Annotated in this window: 11 protein-coding genes; 6 read left to right on the plus strand and 5 right to left on the minus strand. The window is 63.3% G+C overall.

Translation table 11 applies throughout. The features are described from left to right. The first annotated feature begins 58 nt into the window (after positions 1 to 58). Together PVZ80_RS28175 and PVZ80_RS28180 are read left to right on the plus strand one after the other, a co-directional pair. On the plus strand, positions 59 to 646 hold the full coding sequence (locus tag PVZ80_RS28175; protein ID WP_009047976.1) for a PilZ domain-containing protein: 588 nt from the start codon (positions 59 to 61) through the stop codon (positions 644 to 646). Between the two features lie 61 nt (positions 647 to 707). Then, positions 708 to 1,430, plus strand: coding sequence for a glycerophosphodiester phosphodiesterase (locus tag PVZ80_RS28180; RefSeq protein ID WP_016704935.1), 723 nt, complete (start codon positions 708 to 710; stop codon positions 1,428 to 1,430). Between the two features lie 42 nt (positions 1,431 to 1,472). Here the strand turns inward: PVZ80_RS28180 and sthA are convergent, their stop codons facing one another. Then, positions 1,473 to 2,867, minus strand: a complete 1,395-nt coding sequence (sthA, locus tag PVZ80_RS28185) for a Si-specific NAD(P)(+) transhydrogenase (RefSeq protein ID WP_007926939.1) — start codon at positions 2,865 to 2,867, stop codon at positions 1,473 to 1,475. Positions 2,868 to 3,068: 201 nt separating this feature from the next. Then, positions 3,069 to 4,046: an FAD:protein FMN transferase gene (locus tag PVZ80_RS28190; RefSeq protein ID WP_103330845.1), complete on the minus strand. Its 978-nt coding sequence runs from the start codon at positions 4,044 to 4,046 to the stop codon at positions 3,069 to 3,071. A 373-nt stretch (positions 4,047 to 4,419) separates the two neighbouring features. Here PVZ80_RS28190 and PVZ80_RS28195 point away from each other — a divergent pair, with 373 nt between their 5' ends. After that, positions 4,420 to 5,718, plus strand: coding sequence for an MFS transporter (locus PVZ80_RS28195; RefSeq protein WP_009047973.1), 1,299 nt, complete (start codon positions 4,420 to 4,422; stop codon positions 5,716 to 5,718). Positions 5,719 to 5,865: 147 nt separating this feature from the next. Here PVZ80_RS28195 and PVZ80_RS28200 read toward each other — a convergent pair whose 3' ends face one another. Continuing rightward, complete coding sequence (locus tag PVZ80_RS28200; RefSeq protein ID WP_016704937.1) at positions 5,866 to 7,329, minus strand: glyceraldehyde-3-phosphate dehydrogenase; 1,464 nt, start codon at positions 7,327 to 7,329, stop codon at positions 5,866 to 5,868. A 350-nt stretch (positions 7,330 to 7,679) separates the two neighbouring features. Here PVZ80_RS28200 and mfd point away from each other — a divergent pair, with 350 nt between their 5' ends. The 3 genes from mfd to PVZ80_RS28215 are packed head-to-tail and all read left to right on the plus strand — an operon-like array spanning position 7,680 to position 14,408. Beyond that, entirely contained in the window at positions 7,680 to 11,129 is a 3,450-nt protein-coding gene (mfd, locus tag PVZ80_RS28205; protein ID WP_273864861.1) for a transcription-repair coupling factor, read from the plus strand. Positions 11,130 to 11,139: 10 nt separating this feature from the next. Further along, positions 11,140 to 11,703: a CsiV family protein gene (locus PVZ80_RS28210; RefSeq protein WP_273864862.1), complete on the plus strand. Its 564-nt coding sequence runs from the start codon at positions 11,140 to 11,142 to the stop codon at positions 11,701 to 11,703. A gap of 11 nt (positions 11,704 to 11,714) precedes the next feature. Next, the gene (locus PVZ80_RS28215) at positions 11,715 to 14,408 is read left to right on the plus strand and encodes a DEAD/DEAH box helicase (RefSeq protein ID WP_016704940.1); all 2,694 of its coding nucleotides are present in this window, start codon (positions 11,715 to 11,717) and stop codon (positions 14,406 to 14,408) included. Positions 14,409 to 14,512: 104 nt separating this feature from the next. Here PVZ80_RS28215 and PVZ80_RS28220 read toward each other — a convergent pair whose 3' ends face one another. Further along, on the minus strand, positions 14,513 to 15,256 hold the full coding sequence (locus PVZ80_RS28220; protein ID WP_273864863.1) for an S-methyl-5'-thioinosine phosphorylase: 744 nt from the start codon (positions 15,254 to 15,256) through the stop codon (positions 14,513 to 14,515). Positions 15,257 to 15,266: 10 nt separating this feature from the next. Further along, a complete protein-coding gene (gene nagZ, locus PVZ80_RS28225; protein WP_172834902.1) occupies positions 15,267 to 16,265 on the minus strand; it encodes a beta-N-acetylhexosaminidase in 999 nt (332 codons plus the stop codon). Positions 16,266 to 16,411: the final 146 nt, after the last annotated feature.

Below are 16,411 nucleotides of genomic sequence, written 5' to 3' on the forward strand. Positions count from 1 at the left end.
TGGCGGGTCCAGGTAAGCAGCTTTACACTCAGACCACCGCCGCTACCATGGGTTCGCCATGTCGACATTAGATGAAGAAGATCGCCGCGAATACTACCGTATCGAGGACACGATCGCACTGGAAATTAGCCCCTTGTCCGCCCACGAAGCGGCGAGCAAGGAAGTGTTGCAGGATGCGTCACCGCTGTTCAACCTGCTCAGCGAGCTGCATCTGAGCGAATTCGAATCGCAGCACCTGCTGCGCCAGGTCAGCGAGCGCGACCGGACCCTGGCCAACTACCTCAAGACCATGAACAAGCGCATCGACCTGCTCAGCCAGGTGGTGGCGCAGACCGTGCTCGGCAAGTTCGGCGAACCGCAGCGGGTGATTCTCTCCGAAGGCGGCATCGAGTTCGAACATCACCTGTCCTACCCGGCCGGCACCCACCTGGCGGTCAAGCTGCTGCTGATGCCCCAGGCCTTGGGCCTGTTGTTGCGGGCCAAGGTCACCCACTGTGAAACCCGCAGTTTCGGCACGTTCGAAATCGGTACCGAGTTCGAATCATTGACCGACGCCCAACGCCAGTTGCTGGCGCGCTATATCCTGCAGAAGCAAGCCCAGGAACGTCGCCAGGCCCGAGAGCAGAACGACCCGGCCGCCGACTGACCTGTGGCCCCATCGCGCAGCACTGACCATCTAATGGAAAAATTTCCGTGAAGGAGCAATCGTGACCCTGATTTATGGCCACCGCGGCGCTAAAGGCGAAGCACCGGAAAACACCCTGACCAGCTTCCAGCAGTGCCTCAAGCATGGCGTACGCCGTTGCGAGCTGGACCTGCACCTGTCCATGGACGGCGAGCTGATGGTGATCCACGACCCCACCCTCAAGCGCACCACCGACCGCCGCGGCAAGGTGGTCGAACACAGCGCCGAAGAACTGGTGACCTACGACGCCCGCAAGGGTGGCCCGGGCTGGGTCACGCCCTGCCCGATCCCGCGCCTGGAAGAGCTGTTCGAAAAGTGCGACTTCGAGCACTGGCAGCTGGAGGTCAAGAGCGCCTCGCGCACCCGTGCCGCCACCACGGTGTTGGCGATTCGCGAAATGGCCCAGCGTTTCGGCCTGCTGGACAAGGTCACCGTCACCTCCAGTTCACGGGAAGTGCTCAAGGCGGCTGTCGAATTGACCCCGGATCTGTCGCGCGGGCTGGTCGCCGAATACGCCTGGCTCGACCCGTTGAAGGTCGCGCAAAGCTACGGCTGCGAGATTCTGGCGTTGAACTGGACACTCTGCACCCCGGAGCGGCTGCAACGGGCGCAGCGTCAGGGTTTGCATGTGTCGGTGTGGACAGTCAACGAGCCTGCACTGATGCGCAGGCTCGCCGACTTCGGCGTAGACAGCCTGATTACAGACTTTCCCGGTTTGGCCAGCGCCACGCTCGAGAGTTACTGAAATCGGTCTCCCCGGCCGGCTCAGGCCACCGGCCGGAGTCGCTCAAAAAAGCCGGTTGAGGCCGTCGTAAGCTGCGACCCGATAGGCTTCGGCCATGGTCGGGTAGTTGAACGTGGTGTTGACGAAGTACTTCAGGGTATTGAGCTCGCCCGGCTGGTTCATGATCGCCTGGCCGATGTGCACGATCTCCGAAGCCTGGTAGCCGAAGCAGTGCACGCCCAGGACTTCCAGGGTTTCGCGGTGGAACAGGATCTTCAGCATGCCTTGCGGCTCACCGGCGATCTGCGCGCGGGCCATGCTCTTGAAGAAGGCCTTGCCCACTTCGTACGGCACCTTGGCCTGGGTCAGTTCCTGCTCGTTCTTGCCGATCGAGCTGATCTCCGGAATGGTGTAGATCCCGGTCGGTACATCGTTGACGAAGCGCCAGCTGCCGTTGTCGACGATGCTGCCGGCGGCCGAACGACCCTGGTCATGGGCGGCACTGGCCAGGCTCGGCCAGCCGATCACGTCACCGGCGCCGTAGATGTTCGGCACGCAGGTGCGGTAGTTCTCGTCCACTTCGATCTGGCCACGGCTGTTGACCTTGACCCCGATGTTTTCCATGCCCAGCCGGTCGGTGTTGCCGGTCCGGCCATTGCACCAGAGCAAGGCGTCGGCCTTGATCTTCTTGCCCGACTTGAGGTGCAGGATCACGCCGTTGTCGAGGCCTTCGACGCGGTCGTATTCCTCGTTGTGGCGCACGGTGATGTTGTTGTTACTGAAGTGGTAGCTCAGCGCCTGGGAGATCTCGGAGTCCAGGAAGCTCAGCAACTGGCCGCGGTTGTCCACCAGCTCGACCAGTACCCCCAGGCCACTGAAGATCGACGCATATTCACAACCGATCACACCGGCGCCGTAAACGATGAGTTTGCGCGGGGTGTGGCCGAGGCTGAGGATGGTGTCGCTATCGTAGATGCGCGGGTGGTGAAAATCGATATCGGCCGGGCGATACGGACGCGAGCCGGTGGCGATGATGATGTGCTTGGCCACCAGCTTCTCGACCACACCGTTGGCGCAGACCACTTCGATGGTCTGCTCGTCGGCGAAGCTGCCGGTGCCGAAGAACACGTCGACCCGGTTACGCGCGTAGTAGCCGGTGCGCGAGGCGACCTGCTTGGAGATGACCTTCTCGGCGCTTTTCAGTACGTCGGGGAACGAGAACCAGCGCGGCTCGCCAATGGCCCGGAACATCGGGTTGGTGTTGAACTGCATGATCTGCCGGACCGAGTGACGCAAGGCCTTGGACGGGATGGTGCCCAGGTGGGTGCAGTTACCGCCGACCTGGCGACGGCTATCGACCATCGCTACCTTGCGTCCTGCTTTCGCGGCGTTCATTGCCGCACCTTCTCCAGCGGGGCCTGAACCCAGCACCACTACGTCGTAGTTGTAGACAGCCATGCGTACTCCTCAGAACAGGCCGCGGCACCCGATGTGGCACCTGCGGCTAAATCATGTCGCGGCCAGCGGCATGAAGGATCAATTTGGCTCGGTTACGAACCCGGGCACAGTCTATAGAAGCGTCAACGCCGCGCACATTAACCCTTGGTCGCGTCGCCGGCTACTTTTGCCTGCGACATCGCGCCGCGGCGCTGCGCAAGATTACTGCTTTTGTCCGGCAAACAGGCGATCAAACGCGCGGTTGCTGCGTGTGACGAAGCCTGTATCGGCGCGAATCACAAAAAATGCGGCGATATCGTGTTTTTCTGCGTAATCCCAGCCGCGCTCGGGACCGAGGATCAGCAACAGGGTCGATAACCCATCGGCCATCACGGCCGCGGGATGGATCACCGTGACCGAGGCCAGCCCATGCTCGACAGGTCTGCCGGTGCGGGCGTCGAAGGTGTGGGAGTAACGCTGCCCGTCGCGCTGGAAATAATTGCGGTAGTCGCCGGAAGTCGAAACCCCATAACCATCGACGGCTATGACCCGCTCGGCCACCTGTCGATCGTCCCGAGGTTCCTCCAAAGCAATGCGCCACGCCGAACCGTCGGGTTTCCTGCCGACCGCCTTGAGTTCGCCCGTGGCTTCGACCAGGTAACTGTCGATGCCCATTTCCGCGAGCCTGGCGGCAATCCGGTCCACCGCATAACCGGCGGCGATGCTGTTGAAATCCACCTCGACCGCGGCGTCCTTGCACAGCCGGTCGCCCTCGATACGCAGATGGGTATAGCCGACCCGCTGCCGCGCTTGCGCCAGCGCCTCATCACTGGGCACCGCCTCTCCGCGCCCCTGCGGGCCGAAGCCCCAGAGGTTGAGCAACGGCTCGACCGTCAGATCGAAGGAGCCCTGGCTGTCCCGCGATAACTGCTGGCCCACCTCGACCAAGCGCAGGACCGCCGCCGGCATCGCCTGGCAGCTGTTGGCCGGCAGATCGTTGAAGCGTTCGATGTCCGAGTCGCTGCGATAGGTCGACATCTGCCGGTCGATCTGCGCGAGTATCTGCTCGACCTGGGCCTGCACCTCATTCGGCGCGGCCAGGCCTGCCCGCCTCACGTACTTGATCGAGTAGGTACTGCCCATGGTCGGGCCGCCGAAGCTTTCCAGCGAATCGCCCCGATCACATCCAGCCAGGGCCATGAGCAAAACGACAGGAAGCCATCCTCGCACCCAAGATCCAACCAACAAGACTTCGCCTCCCGACACTCGATTTCCCTCTCGGCAGTCGCCGATCAGGGCGGGCCATTATGCGGCAGCCAGCGCGGATTTGATCCAGGCCGAACCCAGCTCATCGCAAGCTCGCTCTTGCGGGTTTATTCAGCGAGTTGGCTGGCAATAAATCCCAAGCCTTCCATCTACTTAGCAAGCAAGCTAAGAGTTTTTGTTGCCTCGGCAGACTCATACACATATTGTTACAAACTGTCTGACCTGCGGCTTAGCCGCCCCAGACCGTGCAACCAGGACGGGTAACGACCAGGGATCGCTAACAAAATAGCCAAAGTGAGTGAATAAAATGTCCACGACCACGGGCAAAGGCAAGGCGATCTTTCGCGTTGTCAGCGGCAACTTTCTGGAGATGTTCGACTTCATGGTCTACGGCTTCTACGCCACGGCCATCGCCAAGACCTTCTTCCCTGCCGACAGTGCTTTCGCGTCACTGATGCTGTCGCTGGCGACCTTCGGCGCCGGCTTCCTGATGCGCCCGCTGGGCGCGATCTTTCTCGGTGCCTATATCGACCGCCATGGCCGCCGCCGGGGCCTGATCATCACCCTGCTGCTCATGGCCGCGGGCACAGTACTGATCGCCTGCGTCCCGGGTTATGCCACCCTCGGCGTCGCTGCGCCGTTGCTGGTGCTGCTCGGCCGCTTGCTGCAGGGTTTCTCTGCCGGGGTGGAGCTGGGTGGCGTCTCGGTTTACCTGGCGGAAATCTCCACCCCGGGTCGCAAGGGCTTCTTCGTCAGCTGGCAATCGGCGAGCCAACAGGCCGCCGTGGTATTCGCCGGCCTGCTGGGTGTGGGCCTGAATCACTGGCTGAGCCCGGAGCAAATGGGCGACTGGGGCTGGCGCGTGCCGTTCCTGGTGGGCTGCATGATAGTGCCGGCGATCTTCATGATCCGTCGCTCGCTGGAAGAAACCCCGGAGTTCCAGGCACGCAAGCACCGCCCTACCCTGCAGGAAATCATCCGCTCCATTGGCCAGAACTTCGGCATCGTCCTGGCCGGCATGGCGCTGGTGGTGATGACCACCGTGTCCTTCTACCTGATCACCGCCTACACCCCGACCTTCGGCAAGGCCGAGCTGCAGCTGTCGGACCTGGACGCGCTGCTGGTCACCGTGTGCATCGGCCTGTCGAACTTCTTCTGGCTGCCGGTGATGGGCGCCGTCTCGGACAAGGTCGGGCGCAAGCCGCTGCTGCTGGCGGCGACCGTCCTGGCAATCCTGACGGCGTACCCGGCACTGTCCTGGCTGGTGGCCAACCCGAGTTTCAGCCACCTGCTGATCGTCGAGTTGTGGCTGTCCTTCCTCTATGGCTCGTACAACGGCGCCATGGTGGTAGCCCTCACCGAGATCATGCCGGTTGAAGTACGCACCACCGGCTTCTCCCTGGCCTACAGCCTGGCGACCGCCACCTTTGGCGGCTTCACGCCGGCAGCCTGCACCTACCTGATCCATGTGCTGGACAACAAGGCGGCGCCGGGTATCTGGCTCAGCGGCGCGGCGGTGTTGGGCCTGATCGCGACCCTGGTGCTGTTCCGCGGCAATCGTCATGAACTGCGCAGCGCACAGGCAGCGATAGCCGATGGCGCCTGACAGGACGCTATCGCGAGCAAGCCCAACGCTTCTGTAGGAGCGAGGCTTGCCCGCGATAACGCCCGAGCAGATACAAGCGCATCGCAAGCAAACGCCACAAACAAAAACGCCCCGACAAGTCGGGGCGTTTTCATGTGCGGCTAAGGTTTAGCGCGGGAACGCAGGCGGGTTCACACCAGCCATGTCTTCCATCACACGAACCACCTGGCAGCTGTAACCGAATTCGTTGTCGTACCAGACGTACAGCACAACGCGGTTGTCCTGGGTGATGGTCGCTTCAGCGTCCACCACACCGGCGTGGCGCGAGCCAACGAAGTCGGTGGAAACCACTTCCTGGGAATTGACGAAGTCGATTTGCTTGTGCAGATCGGAGTGCAGCGCCATGTAGCGCAGGTACTCGTTCATCTCTTCACGGGTAGCGGCTTTCTCGAGGTTCAGGTTGAGAATGGCCATCGACACGTTTGGCGTCGGAACGCGGATCGCGTTACCGGTCAGCTTGCCGGCCAGCTCAGGCAGGGCCTTGGCAGCAGCGGTGGCAGCACCGGTTTCGGTGATCACCATGTTCAACGCGGCGCTACGGCCACGACGATCGCCCTTGTGGAAGTTGTCGATCAGGTTCTGGTCGTTGGTGTACGAGTGAACGGTTTCGACGTGCCCGTTGACGATGCCGAACTTGTCGTTCACGGCCTTGAGCACCGGCACGATGGCGTTGGTGGTGCAGGAAGCGGCGGAAACAATCTTGTCGTCAGCGGTGATGTCGGTGTGGTTGATACCGTGAACGATGTTCTTCAGCTTGCCTTTGCCAGGCGCGGTCAGAACGACGCGGTCGATACCCGGACAGGCCAGGTGCTGGCCCAGGCCATCGGCGTCACGCCATACACCGGTGTTGTCCACCAGCAGCGCGTCTTTGATGCCGTACTGGGTGTAGTCCACCTCGGTCGGGTTCTTCGCGTAGATAACCTGGATCAGGTTGCCGTTGGCGGTGATGGTGTTGTTGGCTTCGTCGATGGTGATGGTGCCGTTGAACGAACCGTGTACCGAGTCGCGACGCAGCAGGCTGGCGCGCTTGGTCAGGTCGTTTTCGGCGCCTTTGCGCACCACGATGGCGCGCAGGCGCAGGCCGTCGCCACCACCGGTTTTCTCGATCAGGATGCGCGCCAGCAGACGGCCGATACGACCGAAGCCGTACAGGACCACGTCGGTGCCTTTGCGGGGCGAAGCGTTTTGCTGGCCAACCACGTCAGCCAGCTCTTCGCGAACGAATTGCTCGGCGGTGCGGCCATTGCCTTCGTTGCGGAATTTGAACGCCAACTTGCCCAGGTCCACCGAGGCAGCGCCGAGCTTGAGCTCGCTCATGGCCTTGAGCAGTGGGAATGTTTCGTGGACGGAGAGTTCGCTATCGTCGGAAGAACGATGGCGAGCAAAGCGGTGAGCTTTGAGAATCGCGATGACAGACTGGTTGATCAGGCTGCGGCCATAGATCGAACTCACCACATTGTTATTGCGGTAGAGCTGACCGATAAGCGGAATCATCGCTTCTGCGAGCGCTTCACGGTCGATCCATTCACCAAGACACTGGTCGGGCTTCTGAGTCACGGGAACCTTCCACATGTAGGGGCTGAAAAAAGGGGCTACATTATGCAGCCGAGTCCCCTGCGTAGCAATGCGCGCCTGTCGCGCAGAACGTAACAAAACCTCATCCGGAAAAATCACGCCCCGCTCCAGCCCAGTAAATACGCGGGTTTCAGAAAGGCCTCATTTTGCGCGGCAACCCAGCGTTGTCTGTAACCCTCCGTAACACCGCCCCAATTCGGCACTACATTTCCTGCCAAAAAACGCGTTTTTTTGTCATAACCACTACATTTTCCGCAACCGCGTAATAGACACATCAGCAACTGACAGCCGGTATGCCGGACCGCTACAATTACCGACTTTGTCGCAACGCTGGAGCTCAACCTTCCGTGCCCGTTCTGCGTCTACCGCAACTCCCTGCCGCCGCCGGCAAACAGCACTGGGGCAATCTGCCCGGTGCCGCCCTCAGCCTGGCCATTGCCGAGGCTGCCAGCGCCGCCAAGCGCTTCACCCTGCTGCTGACCGCCGACAGCCAAAGTGCCGAACGGCTGGAGCAGGAGCTGAGTTTCTTCGCCCCGGATTTGCCCGTGCTGCATTTCCCGGACTGGGAAACCCTGCCCTACGACCTGTTCTCGCCGCACCAGGACATCATCTCCCAGCGGATCGCCAGCCTGTACCGGCTGCCGGAGCTGGAGCACGGTGTGCTGGTGGTGCCGATCACCACGGCCTTGCATCGCCTGGCGCCGACCAAGTTCCTGCTCGGCAGCAGCCTGGTGCTGGACATCGGCCAGAAGCTGGATGTCGAACAGATGCGTACCCGCCTGGAAGCCAGCGGCTATCGCTGTGTCGATACGGTGTACGAGCACGGCGAGTTCGCGGTGCGCGGCGCCTTGATCGACCTGTTCCCGATGGGCAGCAAACTGCCTTATCGCATCGACCTGTTCGACGATGAAATCGAGACCCTGCGCACCTTCGATCCGGAAAACCAGCGCTCCATCGACAAGGTCGATTCGGTACGCCTGCTGCCGGCGAAGGAATTCCCGCTGCAGAAAGAAGCCGTCACCCGCTTCAAGGCCCGTTTCCGCGAGCGCTTCGACGTCGACTTCCGCCGCTGCCCGATCTTCCAGGACCTGAGCAGCGGAATCACCCCGGCCGGCATCGAGTATTACCTGCCACTGTTCTTCGAAGACACCTCGACCCTGTTCGACTACCTGCCCCAGGACACCCAGGTGTTCTCCCTGCCAGGCATCGAACAGGCGGCCGAGAACTTCTGGAACGACGTGCGCAACCGTTACGAAGAACGCCGCGTCGATCCGTCCCGTCCTTTATTGCCGCCCGCCGAGTTGTTCCTGCCGGTGGAGGACTGCTTCGCCCGCCTGAAAAGCTGGCCGCGGGTAGTCGCCAGCCAGCAGGAGATCGAGGCCGGTGGCGGTCGCGAGCGCTTCCCGGCACAGACCCTGCCCAACCTCGCCATCGAAGCCAAGGCCAACCAGCCGCTGGCGGCCCTGGCGAATTTCCTCGACGAGTTCACCGGACGCGTGCTGTTCACCGCCGAATCCGCCGGGCGCCGCGAGGTGCTGCTGGAGTTGCTGGAACGCCTGAAGCTGCGGCCGAAGACCGTCGACAGCTGGCCGGATTTCGTCGCTGGCAAGGATCGCCTGGCGATCACCATCGCGCCGCTGGACGAAGGCTTGCTGCTGGACGATCCAGCCCTGGCGCTGGTGGCCGAAAGCCCGCTGTTCGGCCAGCGCGTGATGCAGCGCCGGCGCCGGGAAAAACGCGCCGATGCCAACAACGATGCGGTGATCAAGAACCTCACCGAGCTGCGCGAAGGCGCGCCGGTGGTGCATATCGATCATGGCGTGGGCCGCTACCTGGGCCTGGCCACCCTGGAAATCGACAACCAGGCCGCCGAATTCCTCACCCTCGAATACGCCGAGGGCGCCAAGCTCTATGTGCCGGTGGCCAACCTGCACCTGATCGCCCGCTACACCGGTAGCGATGACGCCCTGGCGCCGCTGCACCGCCTGGGTTCGGAAACCTGGCAGAAGGCCAAGCGCAAGGCCGCCGAGCAGGTGCGCGATGTCGCCGCCGAGCTGCTGGACATCTACGCCCGCCGCGCCGCCCGCGAAGGTTATGCCTTCGCCGACCCGAAAGCCGACTACGCCACTTTCAGCGCCGGCTTCCCGTTCGAAGAAACCCCCGACCAGCAAACCACCATCGAAGCGGTGCGCGAGGACATGCTCGCGGCCAAGCCGATGGATCGCCTGGTCTGCGGCGACGTTGGCTTCGGCAAGACCGAAGTGGCGATGCGCGCGGCCTTCATCGCCGTGCACGGTGGCAAGCAAGTGGCGATCCTGGTGCCCACCACCCTGCTCGCCCAGCAGCACTACAACAGCTTCCGCGATCGCTTCGCCGACTGGCCGGTGACCGTGGAAGTGATGAGCCGCTTCAAGTCCGCCAAGGAAGTGAATGCCGCGGTGGCCGACCTGGCCGAAGGCAAGATCGACATCGTCATTGGCACCCACAAGCTGTTGCAGGACGATGTGAAGATCAAGAACCTCGGGCTGGTGATCATCGACGAAGAACACCGTTTCGGCGTGCGCCAGAAAGAGCAGCTCAAGGCCCTGCGCAGCGAGGTCGACATCCTGACCCTGACCGCCACGCCGATTCCGCGCACGCTGAACATGGCGGTCTCGGGCATGCGCGACCTGTCGATCATCGCCACGCCGCCAGCCCGACGCCTGTCGGTGCGCACTTTCGTCATGGAGCAGAACAAGAGCACGGTCAAAGAGGCCCTGCTGCGCGAGCTGCTGCGCGGCGGCCAGGTCTACTACCTGCACAACGATGTGAAGACCATCGAGAAATGCGCCGCCGACCTCGCCGAACTGGTGCCGGAAGCGCGCATCGGCATCGGCCACGGGCAGATGCGCGAACGCGAACTCGAACAGGTGATGAGCGACTTCTACCACAAGCGCTTCAACGTGCTGATCGCCTCGACCATCATCGAGACCGGCATCGACGTACCGAGCGCCAACACCATCATCATCGAGCGCGCCGACAAGTTCGGCCTGGCCCAGCTGCACCAGTTGCGCGGCCGGGTCGGTCGCAGCCACCACCAGGCCTACGCCTACCTGCTGACGCCAGCGCGCCAGCAGATCACCCCGGACGCGGAAAAGCGCCTGGAGGCGATCGCCAATACCCAGGACCTGGGGGCCGGCTTCGTGCTCGCCACCAACGACCTGGAAATCCGCGGCGCCGGCGAACTGCTGGGCGATGGCCAAAGCGGCCAGATCCAAGCGGTGGGCTTCACCCTTTATATGGAAATGCTCGAGCGCGCGGTGAAAGCCATCCGCAAGGGCGAGCAGCCGAACCTCGACCAGCCGCTGGGTGGCGGTCCGGAAATCAACCTGCGCCTGCCGGCGCTGATTCCCGAAGACTACCTGCCGGATGTGCATGCGCGGCTGATCCTCTACAAGCGCATTGCCTCGGCCACCGACGAGGACGGCCTGAAAGACCTGCAAGTGGAGATGATCGACCGCTTCGGCCTGTTGCCGGAACCGACCAAGAACCTGGTGCGCCTGACCCTGCTGAAACTGCAGGCCGAGCAACTGGGCATCAAGAAGGTCGACGGCGGCCCGCAGGGCGGTCGTCTCGAGTTCGCCGCCGATACCCCGGTGGATCCGCTGGCATTGATCAAACTCATCCAGGGCCAACCCAATCGCTACAAATTTGAAGGCGCCACGCTGTTCAAATTCATGGTGCCAATGGAACGCCCGGAAGAACGCTTCAACACATTGGAGGCGCTGTTCGAGCGCCTCACCCCGAAAACTGCTTGAAGGACGCCCCATGCGCCTGTTTCGCTCACTGACCTTGCTCCTGACCCTGGTCGCTCCCTCGGCGTTTGCCGACATGTATCAGGTCGAAATGATTCTGGTCCGGCAGAACGCGGTTCCCGCCATCGTCAGCCGCGCCGCCCCCGAAGACTGGGCCGCCAGCGCCCAACACCTGGGCGCCGACAGCCAGCGCACCCCGGCGCTGGGCAGCGTGGTCGAGAAACTCACCGCCAGCGGCGACTACAGCGTGCTGATGCACAAGGCCTGGCAGCAGGCGCTGGACGAAAACCCGGTGAAAATCGCCGTCAGCGAGGGCCGGGAACAGTTCGGCCAGTTCCCGATCGAGGGCACCCTCACCCTCAAGCTCGGGCGCTTCACCGATGTGGATGCGCAGTTCTGGGTCAACCAGATCGACAGCAATGGCCTGGTGACCGCCAGCGAACGCCTGAAGCAGGAAAGCCACACCAAGAACGGCCAGCTCAACTACCTCGACAACGGTCACCTGGCCCTGCTGATCAAGATCACCTCGCTGTCGGCCCCCGCGCCGCGCGAGGCGCCTCCTGAAATCGTGGACTGACAGAAGTCCCTATGCCCCCGACCCTGACCAAACCCCTGGCGCCTTCCTGGGTCAGCCGATTCAAGGAACAAGCCCTGGAGCGTGGCCGCCGCTACGCCCTGGAGAACCGCGTCAGGATCGTCCAGGCCGGCGACAGCGTCATCACCGCCAGTTGCGAAGGTTCGGGGGGCAACGTCTATCGACAGACCATCAGCCTGCGCGAGTCGGCCAAGAACACCTTGCTGATGGTCGAAGCCTCCTGCACCTGCCCGGTGCGCAGCAATTGCAAACACATCGCCGCGGTGCTGCTGAAAATCGAGGAAACCCTGGCCTACCCGGCAGCAGCGAAAGACGCCGAGCTGCTGGAAAAACTCCAGGCCGTGCTGGAAAACCGCAGCCCCGCCCCGCTGCCGCAACAGATCGTCGACAACGTGCAGCCAATACCCCGGCTGTGGCTGGCCAGCATCGAGTTCAGCGCCTTCGAACCGCGCAACGGCAAGATGCAGCGCTACATCCAGCACCGTGCCGCGCTGTCGTTCAGCTACCTGGAGGAATACGTCAGCGGGCAGAAAAACGCCGACGTGCTGATTCGCCAGGAACACCAGACCCTGCGCATCAAGCGCCAGCCGGAAGTCGAACAACGCTATCGCGAACAGTTGCGGGCCTTGGGTTTCAAGATCGCCACCCGGCAGAGCAAGGCCCTGCCGGAAAGCGCTGGCGAGCTGTATGAAATGGTCAACGACAGCGCCTGGCTGACCTTCACCCTCAACGAATTGCCCAAGCTGCGCACCCAGGGCTGGGAGCTGCAGATCGACGACGACTTCGGCTTCGACCTGACCGCCGTGGACGACTGGTACGCCACGGTGGACGAAGCGCCGGGGCGCGACTGGTTCGACCTGGAACTGGGCATCATCGTCAACGGCGAGCGCCTGAGCCTGCTGCCGATCCTGCTCAACCTGATGCGCTCCCACACCGAAATCCTCAACCCGGAACGCCTGGCCAAACGCCGGGATGACGAACTGATCCTGGTAAATATTCCCGGGCGTCCCAACTCGCCCAACGGTCCCCTGCAAGTGGCGCTACCCTACGGCCGGCTGAAGCCGGTGCTGGCCACCCTCGGTGAGTTCTATCTGCAGGAGCCCGGCGAAACTACATTGCGCCTGAGCAGTGCCGACGCGACCCGCCTCAATCCGTTGGAAGACCTGCCCCTGCTCTGGGAGGGCGGCGAACATATCCGCTCCTTCGCCCAACGGCTGCGGGATATCAAGGATTACTCGGCCCCCGCGCCAGAAGGCCTGAACGCCACCCTGCGCCCCTATCAACTCGAAGGCCTGAGCTGGATGCAGTCCCTGCGCCAGCTGGAAGTCGGCGGCATCCTGGCCGACGACATGGGCCTGGGCAAAACCCTGCAGACCCTGGCCCACGTGCTCAGCGAAAAAAACGCCGGGCGCCTGGACCGGCCGTGCATGGTGGTGATGCCCACCAGCCTGATCCCCAACTGGCTCGACGAGGCGGCGCACTTCACGCCGCAGCTCAGGGTCCTGGCCCTGTATGGCGCTGGCCGCAAGAAGCACTTCGCCCGACTGGCCGACTACGACCTGATCCTCACCACCTACGCGCTGCTGCCCAAGGATGTCGAGCAGCTCGCCGCCCTGCCCCTGCATGTCCTGGTGCTGGATGAGGCGCAATACATCAAGAACCCGTCGAGCAAGGCGGCCCAGGCCGCGCGCGCGCTCAACGCCCGGCAGCGCCTGTGCCTGAGCGGCACGCCCCTGGAGAATCACCTGGGCGAGCTGTGGTCGCTGTTCCACTTCCTGCTGCCCGGCTGGCTGGGAGACGTGAAGAGCTTCAATCGCGACTACCGCGTGCCGATCGAAAAGCACGCCAGCGAAGTGCGCCTGCAGCACCTCAACGGGCGGATCAAGCCCTTCCTGCTGCGCCGCACCAAGGAACAGGTGGCCACCGAGCTGCCACCCAAGACCGAGATCATCCACTGGGTGGAGCTCAATGAAGCCCAGCGCGATGTGTACGAAACCATGCGCCTGGCCATGGACAAGAAAGTCCGCGACGAGATCACCCGCAAGGGCGTGGCCCGCAGCCAGATCATCATTCTTGAGGCGCTACTGAAACTGCGCCAGGTGTGTTGCGACCTACGCCTGGTCAACGAAGACGCGGTGCCGACGCGAGGCAGCTCCTCCGGCAAGCTCGACAGCCTGATGGAGATGCTCGAGGAGCTGTTCGACGAGGGCCGGCGCATCCTGCTGTTCTCGCAATTCACCTCGATGCTGAGCCTGATCGAGGCCGAGCTGAAGCGGCGCAACGTCGCCTATGCCCTGCTGACCGGGCAGACCCGCGACCGCCGCACGCCGGTCAGGGACTTCCAGAGCGGCAAGCTGCAGATCTTCCTGATCAGCCTGAAAGCTGGCGGCGTCGGCCTCAACCTGACCGAAGCCGATACCGTGATCCACTACGACCCCTGGTGGAACCCGGCCACGGAAAACCAGGCCACCGACCGCGCCTATCGGATCGGCCAGGAGAAGCCGGTGTTCGTCTACAAGTTGATTGCCCGCGGCACGGTGGAAGAGAAAATCCAGCACCTGCAACAGGAGAAGTCCGACCTGGCGGCGGGCGTGCTGGATGGGCGCAAGGCCGGGGACTGGAAGCTGCAGAGCGAAGACATCGAAGCCCTCTTCGCCCCGCTGCCCGACAAGAAAGGCGGACGCTGATCTGTAGCCGCTGGCGCAGCCTGTGATCGGCTGCGCAGCAGGCGTGAATACGCGGATTCAGGTTTTGCGAGCGCTACGCGCTCGATCGCAGCCTTTACCAGCGGCTACAGGTTTGCCGCGAGGACCCGCGCCAGCGTCGACTTCACCTTGCCCATGCCGTCCTGCAACGCCTGTTCGATCTCGGCCATGGTAATCACCGCAGCGGACTTGCCCGCCGCCGGGTTCACCACCAGCGCCAGGCAGGCGTAGTCCAGCTCCAGCTCACGGGCCAGCGCCGCTTCCGGCATGCCGGTCATGCCGACGATGTCGCAGCCGTCACGCTCCAGGCGGGCGATCTCCGCCACGGTCTCCAGGCGCGGGCCCTGGGTGCAGGCGTACACACCCTGGCTGCTGAATTCACAGCCCTCGACCTCCAGCGCGACAATCAACTGCTGGCGCAGCGACTCGCTGTAGGGATAGCTGAAGTCGATGTGGGTGACCTGCTCCAGGTCGTCGGCAAAGTAGGTGTGCTCGCGACCGCTGGTGTAGTCGATCAGTTGATGCGGCACGCAGAAATGCCCGGAGCCCATCGCCGGATGAATGCCACCCACCGCGTTGACCGCCAGGACCGCCTCGGCGCCAGCCTGCTTCAACGCCCAGAGGTTGGCCCGATAGTTCACCTGATGCGGCGGCAAGCGATGCGGATGACCGTGGCGCGCCAGAAACAACACCTCGCGCCCGGCGTATTCACCCTTCTGGATATCCGCCGACGGAGCGCCATAAGGCGTGTCCAGGGGCAAGGATTGGTGAATGCTCAAGCCTTCGAGCCGGGTCAGGCCGGTACCGCCGATAATCGCGTAAACCGTCATCGCAAAGTCCTTAATCGATCAGCTGGGCATCCTTGAGTGCGCCGAGCGCCGCCAGCCAGCGCGGATCCTGGCGATAGTCGGTGCAAGCGAACGCCTGGCCGCGCATCCGCGCGATACGCGCCGATGGTTTCACCTTCAGTCGCTGGGCCGCGCTCAAGGCCAGCTCGGCCGCTGCCCGGTCGTTACACACCAGGCCCATGTCGCAACCGGCCGACAGCGCCGCTTCGATCCGGCTCGCGGCATCGCCCACCACATGCGCACCGGCCATCGACAGGTCGTCACTGAAAATGACGCCGTCGAACTGCAATTCACCGCGCAGGATCTCTTGCAGCCAACGGCGGGAGAACCCGGCCGGCTGGGCATCGACCTGAGGGTAGATGACGTGAGCCGGCATCACCGCCGCCAATTGCTTGCTCAGGCGCGCAAAAGGCACCAGGTCCTTGGCGCGAATCTCGTCGAGGCTGCGCTCGTCGTTGGGGATCGCCACGTGGGAGTCCGCCTCGGCCCAGCCGTGCCCGGGGAAATGCTTGCCCGTGGCCGCCATGCCGGCGCTGTTCATGCCACGGATAAAGGCACCTGCCAGCAACGCGGCGCGCTCGGGGTCGCCCTCGAAGGAACGGGTGCCCACCACGGCGCTGCGCTGATGATCGAGGTCCAGCACCGGCGCGAAGCTCAGGTCCAAGCCGACTGCCAACACTTCGGTGGCCATGATCCAGCCGCACTGCTCGGCCAGGTACTCGGCATTCGGGTTGTCGGCGATGGCGCGCATGGCTGGCAGCCGCACGAAGCCTTGGCGCAGGCGTTGCACGCGGCCGCCCTCCTGATCCACCGCCAGCAGCAGGTCCGGGCGAATCGCCCGAATCGACGCACTCAGCTCACGCACCTGTCGCGGGTGCTCGATATTGCGGGCAAAGATGATCAGCCCACCCACTTCGGGCTGGCGCAGGAGCTGGCGATCTTCGGCCGTCAGCCAGGTACCGGCGACATCCACCATCAAGGAGCCTTGCAGGCCTGTGGTCATAGCAATTCCTTAGTAACGAAGTGCGCGCACGGCATCGCAAAGGGTGCTGGCGTGGCGCGGACGCACGAGTCCATTGCCGGCGGCAAAGCCCGGCAAGCGACGATCGGCGAAAGGTGTGAAGATAGGTAGGAAAC

Source organism: Pseudomonas sp. B3G-3, assembly GCF_028640915.1.
Taxonomy (GTDB): Bacteria; Pseudomonadota; Gammaproteobacteria; order Pseudomonadales; family Pseudomonadaceae; genus Aquipseudomonas; species Aquipseudomonas chlororaphis_I.